This is a genomic window from Microcoleus sp. POL10_C6, from assembly GCF_036701585.1.
Lineage (GTDB): Bacteria > Cyanobacteriota > Cyanobacteriia > Cyanobacteriales > Microcoleaceae > Microcoleus.
Map to the genome: position 1 here is coordinate 74,446 of NZ_JAUBRB010000002.1, position 24,840 is coordinate 99,285.

14 protein-coding genes and 1 tRNA gene are annotated in these 24,840 nt (G+C 47.1%); 7 read left to right on the top strand and 8 right to left on the bottom strand.

What is annotated here, in order from left to right; all coding sequences use genetic code 11:
* Positions 1–74: 74 nt before the first annotated feature.
* Positions 75–1,766 carry a transglutaminase domain-containing protein gene (locus tag QUA34_RS01465; protein WP_333383520.1) on the bottom strand — a complete coding sequence of 564 codons (1,692 nt, stop codon included), beginning with the start codon at positions 1,764–1,766 and terminating at the stop codon, positions 75–77.
* A 422-nt stretch (positions 1,767–2,188) separates the two neighbouring features.
* Here QUA34_RS01465 and QUA34_RS01470 point away from each other — a divergent pair, with 422 nt between their 5' ends.
* The 3 genes from QUA34_RS01470 to QUA34_RS01480 all read left to right on the top strand — a co-directional run bounded on the left by QUA34_RS01470 (position 2,189) and on the right by QUA34_RS01480 (position 11,842).
* On the top strand, positions 2,189–3,055 hold the full coding sequence (locus tag QUA34_RS01470; protein WP_333383523.1) for a DUF928 domain-containing protein: 867 nt from the start codon (positions 2,189–2,191) through the stop codon (positions 3,053–3,055).
* Between the two features lie 266 nt (positions 3,056–3,321).
* Positions 3,322–5,442, top strand: a complete 2,121-nt coding sequence (locus QUA34_RS01475; RefSeq protein ID WP_333383525.1) for a ShlB/FhaC/HecB family hemolysin secretion/activation protein — start codon at positions 3,322–3,324, stop codon at positions 5,440–5,442.
* A gap of 577 nt (positions 5,443–6,019) precedes the next feature.
* On the top strand, positions 6,020–11,842 hold the full coding sequence (locus tag QUA34_RS01480) for a CHAT domain-containing protein (protein ID WP_333383527.1): 5,823 nt from the start codon (positions 6,020–6,022) through the stop codon (positions 11,840–11,842).
* Between the two features lie 113 nt (positions 11,843–11,955).
* Here QUA34_RS01480 and QUA34_RS01485 read toward each other — a convergent pair whose 3' ends face one another.
* From QUA34_RS01485 to QUA34_RS01495, 3 genes are all read right to left on the bottom strand, one after another.
* The gene (locus QUA34_RS01485; RefSeq protein ID WP_333383529.1) at positions 11,956–12,354 is read right to left on the bottom strand and encodes an alr0857 family protein; all 399 of its coding nucleotides are present in this window, start codon (positions 12,352–12,354) and stop codon (positions 11,956–11,958) included.
* A gap of 153 nt (positions 12,355–12,507) precedes the next feature.
* The gene (locus QUA34_RS01490) at positions 12,508–13,023 is read right to left on the bottom strand and encodes an HNH endonuclease (RefSeq protein ID WP_190660760.1); all 516 of its coding nucleotides are present in this window, start codon (positions 13,021–13,023) and stop codon (positions 12,508–12,510) included.
* Positions 13,024–13,245: 222 nt separating this feature from the next.
* Positions 13,246–13,500 carry a hypothetical protein gene (locus tag QUA34_RS01495; RefSeq protein ID WP_333324816.1) on the bottom strand — a complete coding sequence of 85 codons (255 nt, stop codon included), beginning with the start codon at positions 13,498–13,500 and terminating at the stop codon, positions 13,246–13,248.
* Between the two features lie 93 nt (positions 13,501–13,593).
* On the opposite strand from QUA34_RS01495, the gene QUA34_RS01500 reads away from it, so the two are divergent.
* A complete protein-coding gene (locus QUA34_RS01500) occupies positions 13,594–13,929 on the top strand; it encodes a ribbon-helix-helix domain-containing protein (protein WP_039886507.1) in 336 nt (111 codons plus the stop codon).
* Positions 13,930–14,598: 669 nt separating this feature from the next.
* Entirely contained in the window at positions 14,599–15,930 is a 1,332-nt protein-coding gene (locus QUA34_RS01505; protein WP_333324885.1) for a D-alanyl-D-alanine carboxypeptidase, read from the top strand.
* Between the two features lie 141 nt (positions 15,931–16,071).
* Here the strand turns inward: QUA34_RS01505 and QUA34_RS01510 are convergent, their stop codons facing one another.
* A complete protein-coding gene (locus tag QUA34_RS01510) occupies positions 16,072–17,178 on the bottom strand; it encodes an N-acetylmuramoyl-L-alanine amidase-like domain-containing protein (RefSeq protein ID WP_333324814.1) in 1,107 nt (368 codons plus the stop codon).
* A 179-nt stretch (positions 17,179–17,357) separates the two neighbouring features.
* Here QUA34_RS01510 and QUA34_RS01515 point away from each other — a divergent pair, with 179 nt between their 5' ends.
* Positions 17,358–18,635, top strand: coding sequence for a serine hydrolase (locus tag QUA34_RS01515; RefSeq protein ID WP_333324812.1), 1,278 nt, complete (start codon positions 17,358–17,360; stop codon positions 18,633–18,635).
* Between the two features lie 697 nt (positions 18,636–19,332).
* Here the strand turns inward: QUA34_RS01515 and QUA34_RS01520 are convergent.
* Both QUA34_RS01520 and QUA34_RS01525 read right to left on the bottom strand, forming a co-directional pair.
* A tRNA-Gln gene (locus tag QUA34_RS01520) sits at positions 19,333–19,404 on the bottom strand.
* A 101-nt stretch (positions 19,405–19,505) separates the two neighbouring features.
* Positions 19,506–22,316, bottom strand: a complete 2,811-nt coding sequence (locus QUA34_RS01525) for a GAF domain-containing protein (RefSeq protein ID WP_333324810.1) — start codon at positions 22,314–22,316, stop codon at positions 19,506–19,508.
* A gap of 741 nt (positions 22,317–23,057) precedes the next feature.
* Between QUA34_RS01525 and QUA34_RS01530 the strand changes: the two genes are divergently transcribed.
* The gene (locus tag QUA34_RS01530; RefSeq protein ID WP_015175702.1) at positions 23,058–23,444 is read left to right on the top strand and encodes a response regulator; all 387 of its coding nucleotides are present in this window, start codon (positions 23,058–23,060) and stop codon (positions 23,442–23,444) included.
* Positions 23,445–23,593: 149 nt separating this feature from the next.
* Here the strand turns inward: QUA34_RS01530 and cheB are convergent, their stop codons facing one another.
* A complete protein-coding gene (gene cheB / locus QUA34_RS01535; RefSeq protein WP_333324808.1) occupies positions 23,594–24,679 on the bottom strand; it encodes a chemotaxis-specific protein-glutamate methyltransferase CheB in 1,086 nt (361 codons plus the stop codon).
* Positions 24,680–24,840: the final 161 nt, after the last annotated feature.

Below are 24,840 nucleotides of genomic sequence, written 5' to 3' on the forward strand. Positions count from 1 at the left end.
TCGATTTTAGATGAAAAATGTTAACAATTAACAGTTGAATATTCAAGGCTAACTGTTAACTGTTAACACTCCCTTCAAACTGCTGGCAACTCTGACAAAATTGTAAACCTCACATGATTAATTGCCAGACTTCCCACGGAAACCTCCTCCTTATTTAAAGGAAGACCACCGCTAGTGAGACTTTGAAACCGAATTCCCTTGCCAATTTCTACGTGATACCAAGCCAAACCCATAAAAAATCGCAACGGATAAGGGCCTCTGTCTTGAATATCATCAGGATTAGATTCCATTGGCACCCAGCCAAAACCCGGAATGTAAAATTCCAGCCAAACGTGATTGAAATCTGGCTCTAGCGACACACCTTTTCTGTCAGCAAAAGCCGGACACTTGTAGCGCCCGATCGTGCGGCAAGCAATCCGGTTCAACCTTGCCAAAGCCAACAACAAGCCCACGTACTCGCCACAAGAACCGATGCCCCGGCGTAATACAATATCGGGAGTGTCAATGTGAGGCCTAATCCCGTAAGAAAGTTGGTCGTAAACAAAATTGCGAATGCTCAGTAACTGCCTGAGAATATTAGTTTCTGAGCCAATGGCAGCCACAGCAGCCGATCGCACAATCTCCGTATCCATCGCCAAATTGTCATTATCCACCAAATACTTAGCTGCAAACTCCGGCGACAGCTTAGGAATCTTTTCGACATCCCTAGGTGACAACTGATACTTAATCGATCGAACTTCTAACAATGCCTTCCAGCCGAAAATTCGGCGTTCCCCAGGGTGCAGCCGATCGAACTTAAACACCGCCACCCGTTCTCCTTCCTGAATTTCCTCAGTAAAAGGCATTCCAATCGGCGTAACACTCCTTACCTTTTGCCGATGAGTTTCCGAAGGCAAAGCAATCCGCCACTCTAAATTTTCGATTTCTACCTCATCGAGAGGAGACAGTTCCTCCACATAAGACATTTCCATCAAAAAACCGTTTGACAAAGCGTAGCGGTCAGCTTCATTGTAGTGAAAAGACAAGGGCTGAATAAAAGTGCGATCGCGCTTCGTCAACTGAAAAGGATCTTCCGAATTCGGGTCATCTCGGATGTAAAGTTCATCCCCGGCATAAGCCACGTACAGAACCTCCTCCCCCGTTTCGGAATCCTTGTGAAAAGCCAAACCAGAAGGCGACTCAAAGGGAGTCAAAACGCTAAATTTAATCTCTCCAGTTCCCCGTTCCAAACAGTAAACAGTTTGCTCAGTTTTGTCGCAAACCCAAATTTCCTCATCCCGGACTGTAATATTTTCTACCCCAATACCGGGAGCGTAAAACCGAGTAATTTCCCGACCAGTTTTCAGGTCAAAAACCAGAATCGAGTTTAATCTCTGGCAAGTCACATAAAGCGTAGATTTCCAAACAGCAATCCCGTCAGCAGGATAAGAAAGTGAAACAAAATGTTCCGGTTTGAGTTCAGCGATCGCCCCGTCCCGAATTGCGCCCCGACAGCAACAAATATCCTCATCCCGCGCAAACCAGAGAGTATCTTCCGAAATAGCCAGCCCCGTTGCGCCGGTAAACTTAGCCGTTTGAAATGGATTCAAAACAGTAGTGTTGTCACTTTCTCGATCGATCTCCAATAGCAGCCCTTCGGCGCGATCGACAGCGAACAACCTATTTCCTAAAAAAGCAATGCCGTGCAGTGCCAAGACTCCGATGGGTCTGACCATCCGCAGCCCCGAAGGCTGTTTGTCCGAGAGAACAGGTGAATCGAGATTCATGCTAAATTTCTTGCCGGTATTGTACAGAAAAACTGATTTGTAACTTGTAGCCGAGCGCTTGAGGTTCACCAGCAAAATTGCCGAGTTTCCTGATATCCAGGACTGACGCATCAACCAGGTGTTTTTACGAAAAGAGGCGTTGTAGCCTCTTGCTAGAGTTAAAAGACCCCGAATATTAGTCTTTGTCAAAGTTGGGTTTAACAAGCTCAACCCAACCTGCAGCAGTGAATGGAAGTAAGTATAACTACTAAGCTACCACTGACAAACGCGACAGAGAATTCTATGTTGAGCAGATCGACCCAAATAATCGTATCTGCCTGAAGATATAAATTAAGTACAACAGATTACGATATCCGTCAAAACCTTGGATAGAATAAAACCGTGCGATAAAGTTCCTAGGTTCATCAGAAGGCAGGTTCGTCATGGCTTTGAAGTCTGCTCTAAATATCGGTGCTCTTTCCTTAATTCTGTCTTTAGAGGCAGTTGCCGCCGGTAGTTTTTTAATACCAGCAGAGGCTCTCAAAAGCCCCGCAAACCTTGTCCAGCGCGCCTCACCACCGCAGCTACCCCTCAACTGGCAAACAGTTCAACCCCCTGAACCCAGCGGAAGCAGACCGAACAGCCAGCAATTGGGAGCGGCGTGGAATAGCTTTCAACCGCCGGAGGACGGAGTACCCGGAAGGCGGGAAGGGGGAGGAACCCGCGGCTTAGAATGCCCCACGGCCACAACTGCCTTAACTGCCTTGATTCCCCAATCAACTATGGGGCAAACCATATCAGCAAAGCCAACATTTTTCTACTACCTTCCCGTAGCCCTCGACAAAACAGTTCAGTTTGAGTTAGCAGACCAAAGGGACAAAACACTATACAAAAAAAGTTTTCGCATGGTAACTAGCCGTGCAGGTGTCGTTAGCGTCAGCCTTGGCTCCGACGACAACTCGCCAGCCCTGGAAGTTGGCAAAAACTATCAATGGTACTTTACTATCAAATGCAACCCCAAAAATACACAAGATGATGTTCTCGTTTCCGGGTGGATCAACCGCACTGCTGTCGCTCCAAGCGTGAAAACAGAGTTGGATCGATCGTCCGATCTCACCAAGCTCAGCATCTTCGCCCAACAAAATCTCTGGTACGAGTACCTGGCAACTCTAGCTAAATTGCGTCTCCAGTCTCCCAGCGATTCCAGTTTAGCGATCAAGTGGTCAGCAGTTTTGAACTCAGTCGAACTCGGCAAAATAGCCCAAGAACCCTTAGTCGCCAGTGAAATAACACCGATCACAAGAAAATAATTCAATACCAGTTTCACGCAAAGAATGTAACGGTAGGCCCGTGCCCCAAACCCTGATAGCCATAAGTCATTGCCAATTCTAAAATCTAAAATCTAAAATCTAAAATGGTATTTGGCAGCGCCACAGATGATTTTTGCCTGTTGCGGGTTGTTTGGTCGATCGTCCTAAATAAATTAAAATTTGTGTACTGATCAGCAGTTCGGACTTCTGGCATCTTGAAAGGCGAACGGGGGAAATTTTGATGGTCAAATTTCGCCTAATACTAAATGATAAACTGGCATAGTGAAGCAGCCGACAAACTTATTTTAGAGAAATTATTAATTATGCGCCCGAATGCAAATATTGCACTATTTCGGTTGGGGATTTCACTTCTAACTGCACTGCCGATGGCTTGCTTTTATGCCAATAAAGCTATATCCCAAACAAACGATATTTCTCTGTTGCCTGTCGCCGCTGACAACTCAGCAGATACGGGCAATCAAGTATTAGCACTGCAAAAACTGGAAATCAAGCAGGATGAAACAGCAACAAACTTAAATCAGCTTCCCGATTCGATCGAGACCAACCCTGAACCAGAAACACAATCGAACCCCGCCGAGAACAGCCAAGAAGCCTGTTCCACAATCGATGGAACTGCTTGTGGTGGGGGCATCTTGCCCGAACAAACAAATCTGGTTGACAGCGATCCCCAATGTCAGAACCCGCTAGATTGCAATCATCTTTTAGCCCAGAACCAACCCTCGCTGCCTCCAAACCTGCCACCGCCGCCGACGGAGCCCGATCCAAATCGCGATCGATTTTTGCAACCCGCCCCGCAGCCTTCCCCAGAACCTCCCCAAGTACCACCCACAGTAGCGCCGCCGTCCCCGTCGCCAGTTCCCCCAACCCTGCCGAATACACCAATTGAGGTGCAGAAAATTCAAGTAGTTGGCAGCACAATTTTAAGCCAAGATGAAATTAATGCCTTAGTCAACCCCTTAGAAGGCCGTTCTACCACCCTAGAACAGCTCAAACAAATCGCCGACAAAATTACCGAAATTTACCTCAATCGTGGCTACATCACTTCGAGAGCAGTCTTGCCGCCCCAAACTATCACCGCAGGGGTAGTCCAAATTCAAGTGATTGAAGGCAAGCTAGCCCGAATTGAGGTAGAAGGAACTAAAAGATTGAATCCGAGTTACATCCGCAGCCGGATTCGTCTCGGTGCGGGAATGCCTTTAAGCACAGCTTCATTAGAAGACCAACTCCGGCTGCTGCGAGTCGATCCTTTATTTGACAATGTAGAAGCCAGTCTGCGGGCTGGGGATAATGAAGGCGAGAGCATTCTGATAGTCCGAATCTCGGAAGCTAATCCATTTCAACCTAGTTTCAGCATTGACAATTACTCGCCTCCCAGTGTCGGTTCGGAAAGATTGGGAGTTAGTTTGCGACACCGCAATATAACAGGAAATGGCGACGAACTGGCAGGGGCTTATTATCGATCGCTCGGCGATTCAGACGTGTTTGATTTTAGCTATCGCGTGCCGCTAAATGCGATGAACGGCACTTTGCAATTGAGGGCAGCCCCGAACCGCAACAGTATTGTGCAAGCACCTTTTGATACTTTTGATATTTCGGGAAAATCGCATTTATTTGAAGTTAGTTACCGCCAGCCACTGCGGAGAACGCCGATCGAAGAATTTGCCTTATCTGCCGGTTTTACTTATCAGACAGGCAGAACTTTTGTCGCCGGCGAACCGACTCCTTTTGGCATCGGCCCGGACTCCAATGGTGTCACCACTACGAGTGCAATTAAGCTGGGACAGGACTACATTCGGCGCGACCCGCAGGGTGCTTGGGCCGTGCGATCGCAATTTACGATCGGCACTAGCTTGTTTGATGCTACTCAAAACGAAGGTTCTGATCCCGACGGACAATTTTTGAGTTGGCTGGGTCAAGTGCAGCGAGTACAGCGATTGAATGACAAACATTTATTAATTTTGCAGGCAGACTTACAGTTGTCAGCTAATAGTTTGTTGCCTTCCCAGCAATTTGTAATTGGCGGCGGGCAATCTTTGCGCGGCTACCGCCAAAATGTCCGTTCTGGCGATAACGGCTTCAGAGTTTCCATAGAGGATCGGATTACTTTGCAGCGCGATGCTTCGGGAAATCCCAAACTTCAATTGGCTCCTTTTTTGGATGCGGGTACCGTATGGAACGTTGCGAACAATCCTAATACATTAACCAATCAGACCTTTTTAGCCGGTTTAGGTTTAGGGGTAATCTGGGAACCGATACAGCGGGTGAACCTGCGAGTAGATTACGCTTTTCCTTTGGTGAGAATTAGCGATAAAGGCGACAATCTGCAAGATAACGGCATTTACTTCAACATAATTTATACACCCTAAACGGACTTACTGATATCTGGCAGCATTGTCAGCAACAGGCAAGATGCCTGTTCCACAAAATATAAATTTTCTTGTCGAACAGGCATCTTGCCTGTTCCTAAAAGGCTAATTGAGAATGGTGCAACATATGAGGGCTTAGGCACTCGCGGTGTCCTGACTGGGGGTAATATTAATTCCCACGCTACCGGAGTTGATATTAGACCCAGGTAGCAGTCCCTTGAGAAAAATCAGCTCGCTTTACAAACCCCATTCATCCGGTCACAAAATAATAACATCGACGAGCCAACGCCCCGCCGCCGATTCAAGTTACTTCCCTTAACGTCTTTTCCTCACCCTTGACGCAGCCAATGACAGACAAAGATTATGAAAAATGATAGAGTTTGTCGTTAACATAAATAATTTTTTCTGACAACTAACCCTCAGCCCATCTTAATTTTGATGACCTCGGTAAAAAATGAGCCAACGCTAAGCAGATTTGCCTATCCAAAAAACTATAGCTTTTGGCTTTTAGGGATTCGCTAGAGACAGGTTTAGTTGACCCCCCTCTCCCAATTCTTAACTCTTCCAAAAAACAATTATGCTGCCAGATAAATACCGAAAAGTGCATCGCTGTCTCCCTCTGGTGATGGGAGTTGTATTCGCTACTACCTACAGCATTCCCATCAGCGGCCAACCCAGGATTCCCACACCATCCCAATCACCGACAACGGGAAAACCCAACCCATCAGCAACGCAGCAACCTGTGCAAGCATTTGGCGGGCAAATCGCCATGTTTGTGGGGCATGAGAAAAGTGTCGGAAGTGCAGTATTTAGCCCCGATGGTCGCCAAATCTTCACCGCTAGTGGAGATAAAACCGCCCGCTTGTGGGATATCAAAGGTAATCTCCTGGCTGTGTTCCGGGGGCATGAGGGAAATGTCTTCGGTGCAGTATTTAGTCCCGATGGCAGACAAATTCTCACCACCAATGGGGATAAAACCGCCCGCCTGTGGGATATCCAAGGCAATCTCCTAACTGAGTTCCGGGGGTCTGAGGATCAGGTTGATCTTAGAAGTGCCGTATTTAGCCCCGATGGTCGCCAAATCCTCACCGTTAATAGGTTGGCGGGTAAAGCCGGCATGTGGGGTAAAGTCCGTTTGTGGGATACCAAAGGCAATCTCAAAGCAGAGATCCCGATCAGAAGTGACAGATTAGGAGGCTTCCTAGAAGCCGTATTTAGCCCCGATGGTCGCCAAATCCTCACCCTTAGTGGGGATGGAACCGCCCGGTTGTGGGATATCACAGGCAATCTTCTCAAAGAATTCCAGGCGCATAGAGAGCCTATCCTCAGTGGAGTATTTAGTCCCGATGGCAGGCAATTTCTGACCGCCAGCCAGGATAAAACTGCCCGCCTGTGGGATACCAACGGTAATCTCCTCACCGAGTTCCAGGGGCATGAATATCATGTCGAAAGTGCAATATTTAGCCCCGATGGTCGCCAAATCCTCACTGCTAGTATAGATGGAACCGCCCGCATTTGGGATACCAAAGGTAATCTCCTGACTGTGTTTGGGCAGCATGGAGATTCCCACTGGAGTTCTGTCGGGAGTGCAGCAGGATTTAGCCCGGATGGTCGCCAAATCCTTACCAGTAGTAGGGATGGAACCGCTCAAATTTGGGATACCAAAGGCAATCTACTCGCAAAGTTGCGGGGGCATGAGGGGCAAGTACGGGCAGTATTTAGTCCCGATGGCAGGCAAATCCTCACCAGCGGTTGGGATAAAATCGCCCGTCTGTGGGACGTATCAGCCGCTATTGCTGCCGAATCGGAGCAAATAGCTGCTAGAGAAACCTTTCAGGAAGGCGTGTCCAAAAATAACGCTCAACTGGCAATATTCCGAGGACACAATAGTTCTGTCAACATTGCAGTCTTTAGCCCGGATGGCAGGCAAATCCTCACCGCTAGTCGAGATGAAGCTGCACGGTTGTGGGATACCAAAGGCAATCTCCTAACCGAGTTCCGGGGGCATGAGGATGAAGTCGTAAGTGCAATCTTTAGCCCGGATGGTCGCCAAATCCTTACTACTGGTGGTAATGATGGAACTGCCCGTTTGTGGGATACTTCTGGTAATGCCATCGCTGTTTTGCGGGGGCATGGTAGTCAGGTCATCAGTGCCGTATTTAGCCCTGATGGTCGTCAAATCCTCCCCACCGATCAAGCTTATCCCATGAGCCTATGGGATACCAAAGGCAATCTCCTAGCACAGTTCCGGGGGCCGGAGAAAGTGGACGGCTCTAGGTGGATAGTCAGAAATGCAGTATTTAGTCCTGACGGCAGCCAGATCCTCAGCACCAGTCATTATGGCATCGTCAGCTTGTGGGACATTAAAGGCAATCTTCTCAAAGAGTTCTTGGGGCCTGAAGGAACCGTTATAAGTGCAGTATTTAGTCCCGATGGCAGCCAAATCCTCACCACCAGCAGTAATGATGAAACCGCCCGCCTGTGGGATATCCAAGGCAATCTCCTAGTCGAATTCCGGGGGCATAAGGAGCGGGTCACCAGTGCCGTATTTAGCCCCGACGGGAGCCAAATCCTCACCACCAGTTTAGATAAAACCGTCCGCCTCTGGGATATCAAAGGGAATGTATTGGCAGAGTTTCGGGGCCATGAAAGAGGTGTCACCAGTGCCGTATTTAGTCCCGACCGTCGCCAAATCCTCACCGCTAGCTATGATGGAACTGCGCGAGTTTGGGATACCAAAGGCAATCTCCTGGCTGTGTTCCGAGGGCATGACATAGAAAGAGGTGTCGGAAGTGCCGTATTTAGCCCCGATGGTAGTCAAATCCTCACCGCTAGTTCTGATGGCACCGCCCGTCTGTGGGATGTATCAGTAGCAATTGCTGCCCAAGCCCAGCAAATGGCAGCGCTGCAAACTTTTCGGGAAAGCGTATCTAAAAATAACGCTCAACTGGCACAGTTACGGGACGATAAGTATCGAGTCAGGCGTGCAGTCTTTAGCCCGGATGGTCGCCAAATTCTTACCGCCACCGATAAAACCGTCCGCTTGTGGGATACCAAAGGCAATATCCTCAACGAGTTTCAAGTCCCTAAAAAAAGTGTATCCAAACCAGTATTTAGCCCCGATGGTCGCCATATCCTTACAATTAGTGACGAAACCGCCCACTTGTGGGATACCAAAGGTAATATCCTCACGGAGTTCCAGGGACACAAGCATGATGTTGAAAGTGCAGTATTTAGCCCGGACGGTCGTCAAATCCTCACCGCTAGTATGGATGAAACCGCCCGTCTGTGGGATACCAAAGGTAATCTCTTGGCTATATTCCAAGGACATGAGATTGATGTCAACAGTGCAGTCTTTAGTCCCGATGGCAGCCAAATCCTCACCGCCAGTTTAGATAAAACCGCCCGTCTGTGGGATACCAAAGGTAATCTCCTGGCTGTGTTCCGGGGGCATGAGGGAAATGTCGAGAGTGCCAAATTTAGTCCCAATGGTCGGCAAATTCTGACTGATAGTAGGTATCTTTATGGAACTGCTCGCCTGTGGGATACCAAAGGCAATCTCTTGGTCGAGTTTCCGGGCAGGAAGGATGTAAATGTAAGCTGGATTACGCACTACAGGGCAGTATTTAGCCCCGATGGTAGTCAAATCCTCATTGCCAGTGGGGATGGAACCGTTCGCCTGTGGGATACCAAAGGTAATCTCAAAGCAGAATTCCAGGGGCATAATTTTAGAGTCAACAGTGCCGTATTTAGTCCCGATGGTCAGCAAATCATTACTTCTGGTCTTGATAAAACCGTCCGTTTGTGGGATACCAAAGGTAATCTTCTAGCCATATTCCGGGGACATGAGGAAGAGGTCAACAGTGCAGTATTTAGCCCCGATGGTAGCCAAATTCTCACTGCTAGTGACGATAGAACTGCTCGCCTGTGGGACTTATCACTTGGAATAAAAGTTTCTGCTGCTGAATTAGCATTTATCAAAGGAACTCAACTTTCTAGCCAAAGCACAGTCGAATCTAAACAACTTGCACTGGCAAAGTTAGAAGAAGCCCTAGCACTCTATCGTGCAGAGAAAAACTCTGCCCAAACCGCACTCACTCTCCTTTCAATGGGTAAAATTTACGCCAATTTCGGACAATTTCAATCTGCCCTAGACTCCTACAATCAAGCCTTACCCTTATCGCAACAAGCCGGGGCCAAAGCCGAAGAAGCCGCTATTATCAACAGTTTGGGTCAACTCTACATCGATTTAGCTGACCCGACAAGCGCCCTGGATTACTATAACCAAGCTTTGCCCCTGTTTTATCAATTAAATGACCAAACGGCAGTCGCCAACACCCTCAACAACATTGGTGATATTCACGCTGCTACAGGAAACTGGAAAAATGCCCTAGACTCCTACAACAAAGCCCTGGTAATCTCCAGACCCGCAGGTAATTTAGCCGCCGAAGCTACTGCCTTAACTGGCATTGGTAGCACCTACATCGCTTCAAAAGAATGGTCAACGGCCTTGAATGCCTACAACCAAGCCCTGAGCATCTCCCGACACTTAAACGACAAAGTAAAAGAAACCACAGTCCTCAATCAGATGGGGAAAATACAAGCTGCTTTAGGTCAGAATTCTACCGCCATTGAAAACTATAACCAAGCTTTATCTCTATCCCAACAACTCGGTTACAAAACAGAAGAAGCGCACATCCTCTACAATCTTGCCATCTTAAACCGCCAACAAAATAACCTCGCCGCCGCCAAAACACCAATCGAAACCGCCATTAATATTATTGAAAACCTCCGCACTCAAATCGCTAGCCAAGAACTGCGGCAGTCTTACTTTGCCCGCAACCAAGATTATTATCAGTTTTACATCGATTTGTTGATGCAACTGCACCAGAAAAATCCAGATCGAGGTTACGACGCACAAGCCTTTCATGCTAGCGAACGTGCCCGTGCCCGCAGTCTGCTTGAACTCCTCAGCGAAGCCAGCGCAAATATTCGCCAAGGTGTTGACCCGCAACTGCTAGCACAAGAACAAAATTTGCAACAACAACTCAGTGATTTTCAGACTCGCAAATACCAAATTGTCATCGCTCAATCTACGCAAGAAGCTCGGGAGGAAATTCAACACAAAATCGACACAGTTCTCAAGGAACTCGCTCAAATAGAAGCTAAAATTCGCGCCAGTAGTCCTCGTTACGCTGCTCTCAAATATCCCGAACCTCTCAAGGTGCAACAAATTCAACAACAGGTAATCGATGACAAAACGCTACTTTTAGAATATTCTTTGGGTGAGGAGCGCAGTTATTTGTGGGCGGTGACAAAAACTTCTTTAACCAGTTACGAACTTCCTTCTCGCACCGAGATTGAAGCCACGGCTAAGAATTTCCGCGATACTTTAACCAAAGAGACCACGAGAACCTCTCCTCAAATGGTTGCCGAATCTGCTGCACTTATAAGCCAAATGATCCTCGCTCCAGTTGCTTCTGAGTTGGGCAACAAGCGCTTGCTAATTGTTGCGGATGGAGCCTTGCAATACATCCCTTTTGGCGCACTCTCTCTGGAAAAATCTGAAGCGCCGCTAATAGTTAAGCATGAAGTTGTTAATCTGCCTTCTGCCTCAACTCTGGCTATTCTGCGGCGGGATATGGCGACTCGTCAACCGGCTCCAAAGACGATCGCCTTGTTTGCCGATCCAGTTTTTAGCACTGACGATGAACGGCTCAAAGGCACGAGTACATCGCAGGTAACGAGGAATCAAACTGTTGAAAATCTGCCCTTGGAAGCGCAACAATTACAGAGATCTGCATCAGAGGCTAACATTAATTGGACTCGCTTACCTTTCTCGCGAACTGAAGCTGAGCAAATTCTGGCTTTGGTTCCCGATGATTTGGAAAAACCAGCGTTTGACTTTACTGCTAATCGTACCACGGCAACCAATCCCGATTTATCTCAATATCGCATTGTTCATTTCGCTACGCACGGATTTGCTAATAGCAGACATCCAGAATTGTCGGGATTGGTGCTCTCTTTGGTTGATGAGAAAGGCACTCTACAAAATGGCTACTTGCGACTGAATGATATTTTCAATCTCAATTTACCGGCTGAATTGGTGGTGCTGAGCGCGTGTCAGACGGGTTTGGGAAAAGAAATTAAAGGAGAAGGGTTGGTGGGTTTGACGAGAGGGTTTATGTATGCGGGGGCGCCGCGTGTGGTGGTTTCTTTGTGGAGTGTTGACGATCGAGTAACTTCTGACCTGATGACACGATTTTACAAAAAAATGCTCCAAGATAAATTGCCGCCTGCTGCGGCACTGCGATCGGCACAAATCGAAGTGCTACAGCTTCCAGAATGGCAATCTCCTTATTATTGGGCTGCTTTTGGGCTGCAAGGAGAATGGAATTGAGTGCGCCACTGACATCGACAGAAGGGGAAAAAGTGGGGGAGTCCGATATGAAGAAAATATTTCCTTCTTGCTTCTTCCCTCTTGCTTCTTCCCTCTTGCTTCGACATCCAATATTAATCGCCGATTTCCCCGACAACCTCCGCAGCAGCCTGAGTTTCTAGCCAAAGATTGAGCAGCAAGAGCTCCGCCCGATCGCCCAACACAGTCGCAAACACGCCGTCAGCCCCCTCAGACGCATCAGAAATCCACGTACCGCGCAGAGTCACTTCTACAAAGTCAGCATCAGCAACACAAAGGGCGATCGCATCATTGTCGTTTCGGCGCGCCTCAGATTCCAACAGAGACAGCGCCGGCAAATTCGCGGGCAGCAAAAATGCCGCAGTGCTCGGTTCGACGCTGATGCTTTGACCAACTCGCATAGCCAGCACAACTCGCAGCGCCACTAACTGTTCGGGAGATTGAGCCAAACGCTCTAGGTTAAAGCCCGTTTCAGTGTAAGTCAACTTCAGCATATTGACAGCCCTAAATTTGGAATTGAAAGTTTAAAATTGGTAATTGAAAATTGGCGATAGGGAATTTGGAATTGCGATTTAGGGCAGATTTTAGATGAGAATTACGCATCAATTTAAAATCTAAAATCTAAAATCTAAAATTCTTCCCATTCCCTATTCCCCTATTTGATATTCGTGCCAAAACAGTTCGGCAAAAGCAACAGTGGGGTGTATGGGGGCTTTCGGCTTAGTTCGCAGAGACATTCCAGCTTCTATGGGAGTTCGATCGCCCTTACGAGAGTTGCACCGTTCGCAAGCAGTCACCACGTTGTCCCAAGTATGCGGGCCGCCCTTCGATCGAGGCATCACGTGATCCAGCGTCAAATGCCGATTGCTACCGCAGTATTGACAAGAATGAGCGTCGCGGCGCAGAACTTCCCGGCGATTGACCGGGGGCACTTTCCACAGGCGTTCCCTGTTACCAAAAGTCAAGCGGATTTGTTCGGGTACGTGGATGCTGGTGCTGGGCGATCGTACCAGCCAGCCGTTGCCAATGCTAAAATCCAGAGGTTCAGCTTTGCCTGTTACCAACAGTACGATCGCCCGTTTGATGTTGACACGGCTCATTGGTAGGTAATTTTGAGAAAACACCACCACAGATTGCCTCAATACATCAGTTACTACGGTCACGGCTTGCTCCTCCTCATTTGGATTTTAGATTTTAGATTTTAGATTTTAGATTTGGGATTTTCGGTGCAACGCCTACATTGGCTACATCTGGTTTTTTCCCAGTTCCCCAAGCGGATCGAATTTCTCAAATATCCAATCAAATGCCCCCGCTTCTCTTACTTAGAAGCGGGGGCTAGAAAAACTGCTTTCATGCAAATTTTCATCCTGTCTTGGTACAGTCGTTTAGCTGTACCTCCCGCTTCGCGTATCTCGATGTGGCTGTGCCACTTGCAGACCGTCTCGGTCTACCTCGTTGTAATTAATTTCTGCAATTTGTTCTAATCCACTATAACCGGGTTTAATTAGGCCCAAGCCCGCCCACGAGGTCGCTGCGACAGTCGCCAAACCCGTGCTAAAGACGTGCCGTAACGACTCGGAGCGACCCGTAGGGCGATCGCACTTCAGTTGATAGGTGGAGTAGGTGGGGAGAAATTTCAAAGTCGGCAGAAGGTGGTTAAGAGGCTTTCAATCTAGCTGTAAACATACTACACTGATATTACACATATGTCCACCCGTCACGGAGAAAAAATTATGCATACCCTACCTAGAACCTCAACCACCGAAATGGAAGTCACCAGCATTCGACTCGAAAGAGAGCTCAAGGAGAGACTTAAAGAACTCGCGGGCAATCAAGGCTATCAAGCTTTGATTCGAGATTTGCTCTGGAATTACGTGCAGCAGAAGTCTGGAGAGTATCGGCAGATGTTTTCTCGATCGGATATTCGAGCTAGCATTAATGCCACAGCACAGCAGGAGGAACGCTGCGCGCTTACAGGAGAGTTGATTCGACCGGGCGGGCCGATGTTATTAGGCCTGACGATGCACGGCGAAATGGTGCCACTGAGTATAGGGAGTATGGCTGGATAAACCAGTTTATCGAAAATTTGTGAGAGCGATCGGCCTGGGGTGAAGGCCCCAGGCGCTGAAGATCAGACTATTTTAGATTTTAGATTTTAGATTTTAGATTTTAGATTTGGGAATGCCTTATAAGATAAGGGTTTGGAGGTTGCCTAGAGTTGCATTGTTTTTGGGAACTGGTATAAAAATACTTCGGACAGTTGTTGAGTGCCAACCGTAGAATAAGGATTTCAAGGCGATTCGGCAATCGAACTACCAACTGACATCTTGCACCATTTTCAATAAGCTTTTTATGGGCGGGCTCTCCTGCCCACCCCACAAGAAAATGCACTTGTTGTGGAACAGGCAAGATGCTTGTTAAGCGAGAATGATGCAAGATGTGAGCTACTAACGAAAAATCGAAGGTTTCAGACTGCGAACTAAAAAAGTCCGGGCTATTGGTATAAAATCCCGCAGTATCTAAACAATATCTATTTAACGAACCACGAAGACGTGTTCGGCGAAGCCGTTCCCGTAGGGTAGAGCACGAAGAAAGATGGAGAAGAAGATAGCTAATGTTAGCGGTTCGGGATTCTGGTAACGCAGATCCGGATGCTCCAAAACGCGCGTGTTAATGTTAAACTTTCCATCGGGCGTGCCGAACAGACGATCGTACATTTGATGAAAAAAATTAAGGTAATGCTGAAAAACCCCTACTTAACTGCTGCGAGTTCGATCGCCCTTCTCACAATTATTGCCGGATGTGCAGCTACTGAATCACCTCAACTTGCATCTCCCTCTCCTGTAGCTGAATCTTCCCCGCCCCCAGTTAAACCAAGTCAGCCTCAGCCCTTAATAGTCTCTGTTAGCAATCCCGAAACCGCCACAAATACCAAAATCCAGCAATATCTCAACGGCTTAACAGCACAAGGTTATGCCAAAGAAGATCAAGGGATATGGATGCAATCGGGCAATACTTTGCTAGCAAATCATCAAGGTACAGTTCCTCTGTCAGCCGCTTCTATTACCAAAGTAGCCACATCTCTGGTAGCACTGCAAGAATTCGGCCCGGAACATCAATTTATAACCTTAATTGGTACAACTGGAAAAATTGAAAACGGCGTATTAAAAGGCGATTTAATTGTACAGGGAAACGCCGATCCGTTGTTTGTTTGGGAAGAGGCGATCGCCCTTGGTAACGCCTTAAATCAAAAAGGCATCAAGCAAGTCAGTGGCAATTTGATAATTGTCGATAAGTTTTACATGAACTTTGAACTTGATCCCCTCAAATCGGGAGAATTGCTCAAACAAGGATTGAACAGTCAAATCTGGCCCAGCGAAGCCGCCGCCCAGTATCAAACCCTGCCTCCAAATACGCCAAAACCCCAAATAGCAATTGAGGGTACTGTACAAGTTTTGCCAGCATCTCCCAATGACGTGCAGCCTTTAGTCAAACATTATTCTTTGCCCCTTGCTGAATTGATCAAAAAAATGAATCAGTATAGCAACAATCTCATGGCAGATATGCTAGCTGATACTGTCGGCGGCGCCAAAACAGTCGCCCAAAAAGCAGCAGCAGCAACCGGAGTTCCCCCCGCAGAAATTCAACTCGTCAACGGTTCGGGATTGAGCGAAGAAAATCTGATTTCTCCCCGGGCTGCTTGCGCGTTATTTATAGCTTTAGAACGCTATCTTGAACCTTACAGCATGACAGTTGCTGATGTCTTAACTGTAGTTGGGAAAGATCAAGGAATACTGGCAGAACGGGCGCTTCCTAAATTAGCAGTGGTCAAGTCTGGCACGTTGGATAATGTTAGCGCTTTGGGCGGAGCCCTGCCAACTCAAAAACAAGAAACAGTGTGGTTTGTGATTATGAATGGAGGGGCAAATGTCGAGACATTTCGCACTCAGCAAGAGGTTTTGTTGAAAAGCTTTTTGAATGACTGGGGAAGTGTTCAAGTTTCGCCGCCGGAATTAACGCCAAATCCTGCTAGAAAGAGTAAGGTATCTCGCAGCGAAATTGTTCAATAAACTGTTGTGCATTTAATTTGTATATTCCGGGCGGGTTAGAAGCCCACCCCACAACAGAGTTTGTAGGGTGCGTCAGCACAGAAATTTTAAATTTTCAGCTAAAATAATGCAAGCGGATGCACCATAGGAGTACAAACTAATTTAATTAGGGGTTGTCGCCCTAGCGACTACAATGCCGATCGCACTTTCGACTCTGCTAATATATCTCTGCAAGTCGTAAGCAACTGTCACCTCCCCAGCCGGCGAAGCGTGAATTAAACCCATATTGCCGTCAGCATTGCGGTAGACTAAACCCGTGTGGGTGACATCCAATCCTTTAACATCCGTGGCTACCGCTACAATATCCCCTGGTTTTAACTGAGAATAAACACGTTTTATCTGATTTGTCGGGATGTAATTAACAGTAGTTTTGGCTAAGTCTGCTTCTTGCCTGACTATGCACTGATAAGTCGCTTCGTCTTTAACCATTTGCGGGTAACTGCTGCGGTGCTGACTCATGAAATTTAGTGTTTTATTCATGGGAACTCCACCTAATTCAGCGGTGATATTTTCCACTGTTTGCCGTTTTTGATTGTCATTAATCCATTCAGAAAAATAATGCAATCTGCTGCAATAACCGTTAATTTTACCGTTTAAATACCGCTGTTGTTCTATGCGATTTACAAAATTTTGATAGTCGTAATCTTGTACTGCTACGCCCCTGGCGATCGCCAAAACGGTTTCTACAAATAAAACGCAATCAAATTTATTCAAAGTTATGAGCAACTTTTCTTCGCCAGATTTGTCCAGCAAACCAGCGGCGTAGGGCGATCCTTGGAAATTATCGGCGATCGCCTGGACGATTTCTCCGATCGAGCGATCGTGCAAATTTTGTTGTTTTGCATACTGTACAACCTTTTCAAAACGTGCTATGTCTTGAGGCTGTGCAACGGTTTCTCTCTCGGTATTATTGGAGTCCGATCCTCTCGCCAGCACCTTCAGCAATTCGGAATAGGAAATTTCCCCTAAATTTTTGAAGTCCCACAACATACTCGGAAAACTGGAAACACTTTGCTTGTTTGTTATTTCCAGATTTTCGCTTTCTCCCGTCAAGGAAAACGCTAGATCCGCCCCCTGTCCTGCTGTTTGTCGATCGACAACATATCTCGTAGCAGATTGAGACTGAAATGCCCAAACATCAGGGATCAAAGAATTATTCACGCCGACGATCGCAAATCCCAAAACAGCCAGACTCCAAAAATTTTTCATGTTTTTCCAAGGATTTTGCTTCAACTCAGTGCTATCCTGAAAATTTTACAATTACTAGAATTCTCAATCAGCCTAGTAGACAGATAAAATTGGCAACAGCGGACTAGATGGATACACTTGTCATTTAGATGCCGCCCTATTATAAACTGATCGTGCGAGTTTGATAGCACAAAACTGTAATGCAAGTAGAACGCCGACGCCGCCCACGCCCAATTTCCCCCCGACGCCCCATCGAGCCCCTAGGCCCAATCGGGCCACGACGCCAAAGCAGCCAGCGTCCTGTTCAATCTCGTCGTCGAGTCAGGACGAAATTTTCTCGCTTAAAGTACCGTAACATCCTGTGCTTAATTGCCGGGGCGATCGCGATCGGTTGGATTGTCACAATACCGTTCAGAATTCGCCGTCCCCCAGAACCGCCAGTCATCTTGGCTAAACAGGCCGTCTCGCCTCAAGAAACACTCTCGCCTCCGACAATTGAACCATCGGACAATTTAGCCGATCGTCAAAGCGAGCCTACCTTTAGCTACAACATCAAAACACCTCCCAATCCAGTTTACTCTCAAGAATTGCAAGGGATTGTTGATGAAGCGGTGAAGATTGCAACCACCAAAGGAATGCCCGCAGAACGGCTATCAATTACCTTATTTGATGTCAGCAATTCCAAAAGTCACACCTTTGCCGGATATCAAAATCAAACTCTTCGATTTCCCGCTAGCGTTGCCAAGTTATTTTGGATGGCAGCGTTTTACTCAGCCATAGAAAAAGGCATTATTACGCAAAGAGAATCTGCATTTAAAAACGACCTAGAGCAAATGATTCGCATCTCCAACAACGATGCTGCCAGCAGACTTTTAGACAAAATCACAGATACAAAATCCGGCGGCAGGCTCTCAGGAGAAGAGTTGCAAACATGGCTGAAAAAGCGCACTCAAATTAACACATTTTTCCAGTCCGCAGGCTACAATGATCTTCGTATAAGCACCAAAAATTATCCCATATACTATTTAAGACAAGAAGGGCCAATCGGTCGCGACTTGCAATTGCGGGGCGATGCTTCTCAGCCGATTCGCAATCAAGTAACTACCGACCAAGCGGCCAGATTAATATATGAAATCTATACTAGGCAAGCCGTTTCCAGCGTCGCCAGTCGCAAAATGGCTTACTTGCTGACTAGAGACTTAGACCCCAAGGCATGGAAAAATGACCCTAGCAATTCAATAAAAGGATTTCTTGGCGAATCTTTACCAACTAATATTTATTTTGGTTCCAAAGTAGGCTATACTTCCAAATCCCGCAGCGAAGCGGCCTTTGTCAGAACTTTAGACGATCGCGCGATTTATATTTTAGTTGTTTTCGCAGACGATCCGGCTTATGCCAAGGACGAAACAACATTTCCGGCAATTTCTCGATACGTTTTCGATCGGCTAAACGCTCGTGGCCCCAGCACTTTGCAGTGATATGGAGTAGGGCAGATTGACTGTTGACTGTTGACTGTTGACTGTTGACTGTTGACTGTTAGTCGAAAAACTGAAGGATGGTTGATATCAAATCCGGTTGCATCGGAATTATTCATCTCTCTGTTCTCTTCCTCTGTTTTCTTTGCGTCAACAGCGGCTTAATCATTCCAATGCAATCGGATTTGATATGAGTGTTGAATGTTGACTCGATTTTACAATTCCGGCGCGGTCAGAAGTGAGATTATGCACAAACAACTGTTTCTGCGAAAAAAGGGTACTGACGGCCAAAAAAAAACAATTTTTTGACCACAACTCTATGCTTTTAGGTTAGGTAAAACCCGCATAAATAAACCCGGTTTCTGATATCCTATGATACTACAGCAGATTCCAGGCAAATAAAGTACACCTTAATCCCAAGCACTTACCAAACTGGTTGACAAACCCTTGCAACCGTACTCCATAAACCTGGAAATTGCTGTATGTCCGGTCCATTACCCTTAATAGGGTAGGGGCGGGTTCACGAAAAATATCTGCCAATAATTGACAATCTCAAAAACCCGCCCTTTTAATCGCTCGATCAGACATGATATGAGCAAGTGCTAATTAAGTTTGTCGTAATGAAGTCGTTTTTCTCTCGTCTGCCAAGAGCTAACTCTAAACGGTGAGTTTAACAATTGATTTACTGGATACAATTTAACTGGGGCGAAAGGATTCGAACCTCTGAATGGCTGGACCAAAACCAGCTGCCTTACCACTTGGCGACGCCCCAACGTCTCAACATTTAATATAGTAACACCCAGACACGGGAATCTGTCAAGCATTTTGACAATAAAATTTAAAAAATGTTTTTGGAACCGATCGCCCGCAGGTTTATGCTTTGATCGCACGGGGGCGCGCCACGGGGATTTCAATCCTGAAATCCGCTCCCTGTCCAGGTTTCGAGATACAGTTCAAGCTTCCTCCGTGTTTTTCCACCACAATCTGGTAGCTGATAGACAAGCCGAGTCCCGTACCCTTGCCCACAGGTTTAGTGGTAAAGAAAGGGTCAAACAAGTGGCATTTAGCTTTTTCGGCCAATCCGGGCCCGCTGTCTTGAATCCGAATCACCACAACTTGACCCCTCGACTTTCCTGACTCATCAGCCTCCGAGTCTGGGTTCACCACCGCCGTCGAGATTTTGATCGTCTTAGGTGGAGGCTGATTTTCCAAAGAGTCGATCGCATTCGCCAAAATATTCATAAATACTTGGTTGAGCTGTCCGGGATAACACTCTACCTTCGGCAAGTCGCCGTAGTCTTTAATTACCTCAATTCCCGGCACTAGCCCGTTTGACTTCAAGCGGCTCTGCAAAATCAGCAGCGTGCTGTCAATCCCTTCGTGAATGTCCACCGGCTTCATCTCGGCTTCGTCGTGCCGCGCGAAGTTCCGCAGAGACAGGACAATTTGGCGGATGCGTTCAGTTCCCATTTCTATTGAAGACAGAATTTTCAGCAAATCCGGCACTAGGAACTCAACATCGATTTCTTCGTTTTTGTCGAGAATTTCGGGGCAAGGCTCCGGGTAATGCTTTTGATACAAGTGCAGCAAATCCAGCAGATTTTTCATGTACTGCTTGCAATAAGTCAAGTTGCCGTAAATAAAATTAACCGGATTGTTAATTTCGTGGGCGACGCCGGCGACCATTTGACCAAGAGAGGACATTTTTTCGTTTTGGATGAGCTGAGCTTCTTTCTGCTGCAACTGCTGCAAAGTTTCCGTTAGTTGGCGGGCTTGAGTTTGGGCTGCTAAGGCTGCCGCCCGCGTTTGGGCGTAGAGTTCGGCTTGGTCGATCGCTATCGCCAGTTGATCCACCACCGCTTGCAGCAATTCCACTTCGCTCGTCGCCCAGGAACGGTGGCTGCTGTAATGGTTACAAACTACAGCACCCATTTGACCGGAGCGAGTCTTGACTGGCAGCAGCAGGTTAGAAACAATCCCGATACTGCTCAAAAAAGCTCGCGTGGGCGGTTCGATGCACAGTGCTGTTGCAGCGTCGCCGATCCGGAGCGTTTGGCGGTGGCAAATTTTCTCGGCCAGCAGGGTTACTTGTTCGATCGGGTATTCTGTGAGCCGCTCTTTCAGTTCGGGATTTGCCGCCTCGTGGGTGATGGCAAAGCTTGGCTGCCCGTCTCGCGAGATGGAGTACCACAAAAAGTAGCACTGGTCAACCTGCAACAAGCTGCGAATTTCGTTGACAGCCGTATCTAAAATTTTGTCGAGGTCGAGGGAATTCCGCATCTGGCTGGCGAGGCCGAAGAGCAAGCCTTCCCGGCGGCTCAACAATTCTTCTCGGGCTGCGTGGCGATCGATCGCCACGGCGATGGCGTTAGCCATGCAACCCAGAACTTCTAGCGCTCCCTCGCTTGCCAAAGCGCTACTGCACAGAGTCATCACTCCCACCAGTCGCTCCTCCACAATCAGCGGATAGGCAATGGTGCACAGAGACGGGTTCGACAGTAGGCACACAGGAGCAGTTTGGAGTTTTCCCGCTTCTGTTCGCACCCAATCTTCTATTTCTTTTGCCCACTCTTGGCTGCTAAGTCCTGAATTGGCCTGCAATTCTAACCGCTCTGTCTGCAGGTTAAAAGTCCAGATGCTCACCCCTGTGGCGTCGAGATACTCTACCATTGCCTCGGTGCAGCGGTTGAGGATGACCGATATTTTCCCGCCTTGTCCGAGGGCTGCACCGACTTTAGCTTGCAGGGAACCCAAGCGAGCTCGCTCTTGTAGGGACGTTGCCGTTAGTTGGCGATCGGATGTGTCGCGGGGGCCGGCAACGATTTCTCGGATTTGTTGGGTATCGTCCGCGCGCCCGATGCCCGCTGAAGCTTCCCACACATATTGAGATTTGCCTGTTTCTCCCAGCGTCGGGAGCTTTTTTGTTCCGTATATTGTTGTCATGCTGCTCTGTGGCGTATGTACCGCAGACAAGCTCGATCGGTTCGATCCAGGAACTAACTCCGAGATTTTCTGGCTGTCGGAAGTGATATCTTCTACCTCTGGCAAATGTTTCTGGGCTTTGACTAATTGCCAGCGCAGCTCCACCAAACTCGCAACTTGCCGACTCAAAGCTTGCAGACCTTCTATCGTTTCTTTTGTCAAGTCTCGCGACACCGAGTCCATGACGGATAGCACTCCCAGCATCTGCCCCTCTGAGGTCATGACTGGGATGCCCGCGTAAAATTTCACGAAGGGGTAGAAAACGATCAGCGGATGCTCGCCAAATCTCATATCTGTGGAAGCGTCTCGAACAATGGCGGCAGGCAGTTCTTTAAAGGAATTTATAGGGAGTTCGATCGCAAATTCGGGAGCAACTGGCGGTTGTTGTAGGGAAATTGCCCGGTCAAATTCCGAGTTTGAGTTTGAACTCTGGGCGAACTCTTCGGGAGTTGGGTCCAGGGCGCGAGCGCAAAAATTCAGGTAACGGTGAGCCAAAGTTCGATCGATACCTAATTGCGACTTCAACCAGTGGCGATTACCGTCAATCAAGCTCAAGAAAGCAATAGGAGTTCGGCTGATTTGAGCTGCCAAACCTACCAAATTGTCCAAGCAAGCGTCTGGAGCAGAGCCGAGAAGCTGATACAAGTCAATGTTATGGAGCTTGAACACTTTTTTACCAAGAGGCAAGGGTGATTTCATCATGTGTAACTGCCCGTCTAGTTGCTGGCAACCGCCCTTCTCAATACTTCCCTTGAAAAACAAGCTATGAATTCTGTGCTGGGAGACTCTGGGCGCAAGTTCAGCGCAGGTTGCTTGCGCCGAATTCAGACTAACCTCTTGACTGATCTGGAAACTTTTGAGTTATGGGAGTTAGATCACGCCAAATCTAAGACTATATAAATTATACTTCCAGTTGACTATGCTTTTGAATACCTCCGGCTCTCTAAATCTAAGAGCCTCTGTTGGGAGGAAGCAGGTTTCCAAAATATATGACGATTGCTTACCTAGAATTTTTTTATCAGTTTAATTGTATTTTAACAGACTTGTCTAATCGTGGGTAGCTGGCTTGCTGGTAGATTTAAATCAGGGGTTTGTGCCACAATACCAGTGTCCTTTACCGAGCTGTGCCTTAGCCGGGAGTTCAACTACAGTTAGGAGATTAATTACAAAAGATTGGTAAGATGTTAAACTTTGTAACAATAGTTGTTCAAACTCGACCTTTTAGGGTTTCTGGGCCCGGATGCACATTTTGCAACTGTTGTAATTGCCGATCAACCACTCTCCCAATCCCTTTTTTCGAGTTTGAGGTAAAAAAACGGGGGTAAAGTTTCAACTAACGCTCCAACGGAGTTGACAATTATTGGGTAGAGGCAACGCTCAAAAAATAACTGAACGAAGTATGTTTTGTATTTTCAAGAACTATAAATAAACAGGGAGAAGAATATGTCTGCAAGTAGCAGTCAAGTACCAACTATTTTGGCAGTTGATGATAGCGTCGTGATGCAAGGACTTGTTAAACAGGCCTTAAGCAAAGAGTTTCGAGTTCTCGTAACCGACAATGCAGTGGATGCTTTGTCAACGATTTATCACGAACAAATTTCTGTTTTGTTGCTGGATGTTTCGATGCCTGGTATTGACGGATTGGAACTCTGCCGCACGGTGCGGAGCTTGCCTCAGTTTCAGAATTTGCCGATCGTAATGCTGACAGCGCGAGATGGAGCATTTGATAAGGTACAGGGGCGTTTGGCGGGAGCAACAGAGTATTTAACTAAGCCGTTTGATGCTGATAAGTTGCGCGAGGTAATTGGTAAGTTTATCAAAATCAAATAATCGGACTTAGGAAAAAAAGTCAGTTTTGAGTAATTAATCAAGTAATTTGAGTAATTAATGAACTAAAAAGTTGCGATCGCGCTCTGTGATCCTCGACTTCTTTAACAAGTCGAGGGGCGGGGCATTCTGCACTATTTGCGAGGTAAGTCCTAAATTTTTAATTTAGCCAGGAGTAGGGGAGCGATCGCACTGACAGGTAAAACATATTGGGCGGCACCAAGGGCGATCGCCTCCTTGGGCATTCCGAAGACAATGCAGCTAGCTTCGTCTTGGGCGATTGTCAACCCCCCTTCTCTGGCGATAGCCAACATTCCGTCAGCACCATCTCTACCCATTCCTGTCAGCAAAACCCCCGCTGCTGCCCGACTATAAAAATTAGCTACCGACTTAAATGTCACCGTTACAGAAGGGCAGTGTCCCGCAGCATGAGCAGCTTCTGAATAAACAAATCTCCCTTGAGAGTCCAATTCTAAATGACGTTTTTCTGGCGGAAAATAAACAGTCCCTGCTTGTGGCAATTCCCCAAAAGAAGCTATCTTAACAGGCAGTTTCGATTCATTACCCAGCCAATCAACTAATCCTTGCAAAAAACCTTCACTGATGTGCTGGACACAAATTATAGGCACGGGAAAACTAGCCGGGAGTTTAGAAATAATCGCGTACAGTGCTTGCGGCCCGCCTGTCGAAGCCCCTATAGCCAATACTTTAATAGTTGGAAATTTAACATTTTCGTTGGAAAATTTGTAATTAGGAACAGGTGCTTGGTTGATTTTTACAATTTGATTATTATCTTGTGTTGGCATCTTTTTTTGATGCCGTGTAAATACTTTAACTCCTGACAGGATTTTAACTTTAGCTATTAATTGATTTGCTAGGCGAGCGTAATCAGATACCAACCCGCCAATCGGTTTCGGAAAAACATCCAATGCACCAGCATTTAACACTTGAAATACATTGTGAGTATCATTCGCTTGCACTGAAGCACTAATTACTAAAATTGGTAGCGGATATTTCTTCATTACTTCTTCCGTAAATTCTAACCCGTTCATTGGTACCATGTTCAAATCTGTACAGATTACTTGGGGCTGAAGTTTGGGGATTAATTCTAGTCCTTCTAATCCGTTGCAAGCGGTTCCTACAACTTGGATGTCTGGCGAGGACTCAAAAATTCGTTTGAGGACGAGCGTAACGACTGGAGAATCTTCAACTAACAATAGTTTAATGGGCGATAACATCAGTTTGCTGGGAAATGGGGAATGGGGAACGGGAAATGGGGAATGGGGAATGGGGAATAGGGCACTTGTACTGCCCTTCGACTTACTTTCCTTCGGCGAAGCTTAGCGGGCAAACCGCGCAGGGCGAGTGGCTAAGCTCAGCACGAGTCGCTCAGTAACCG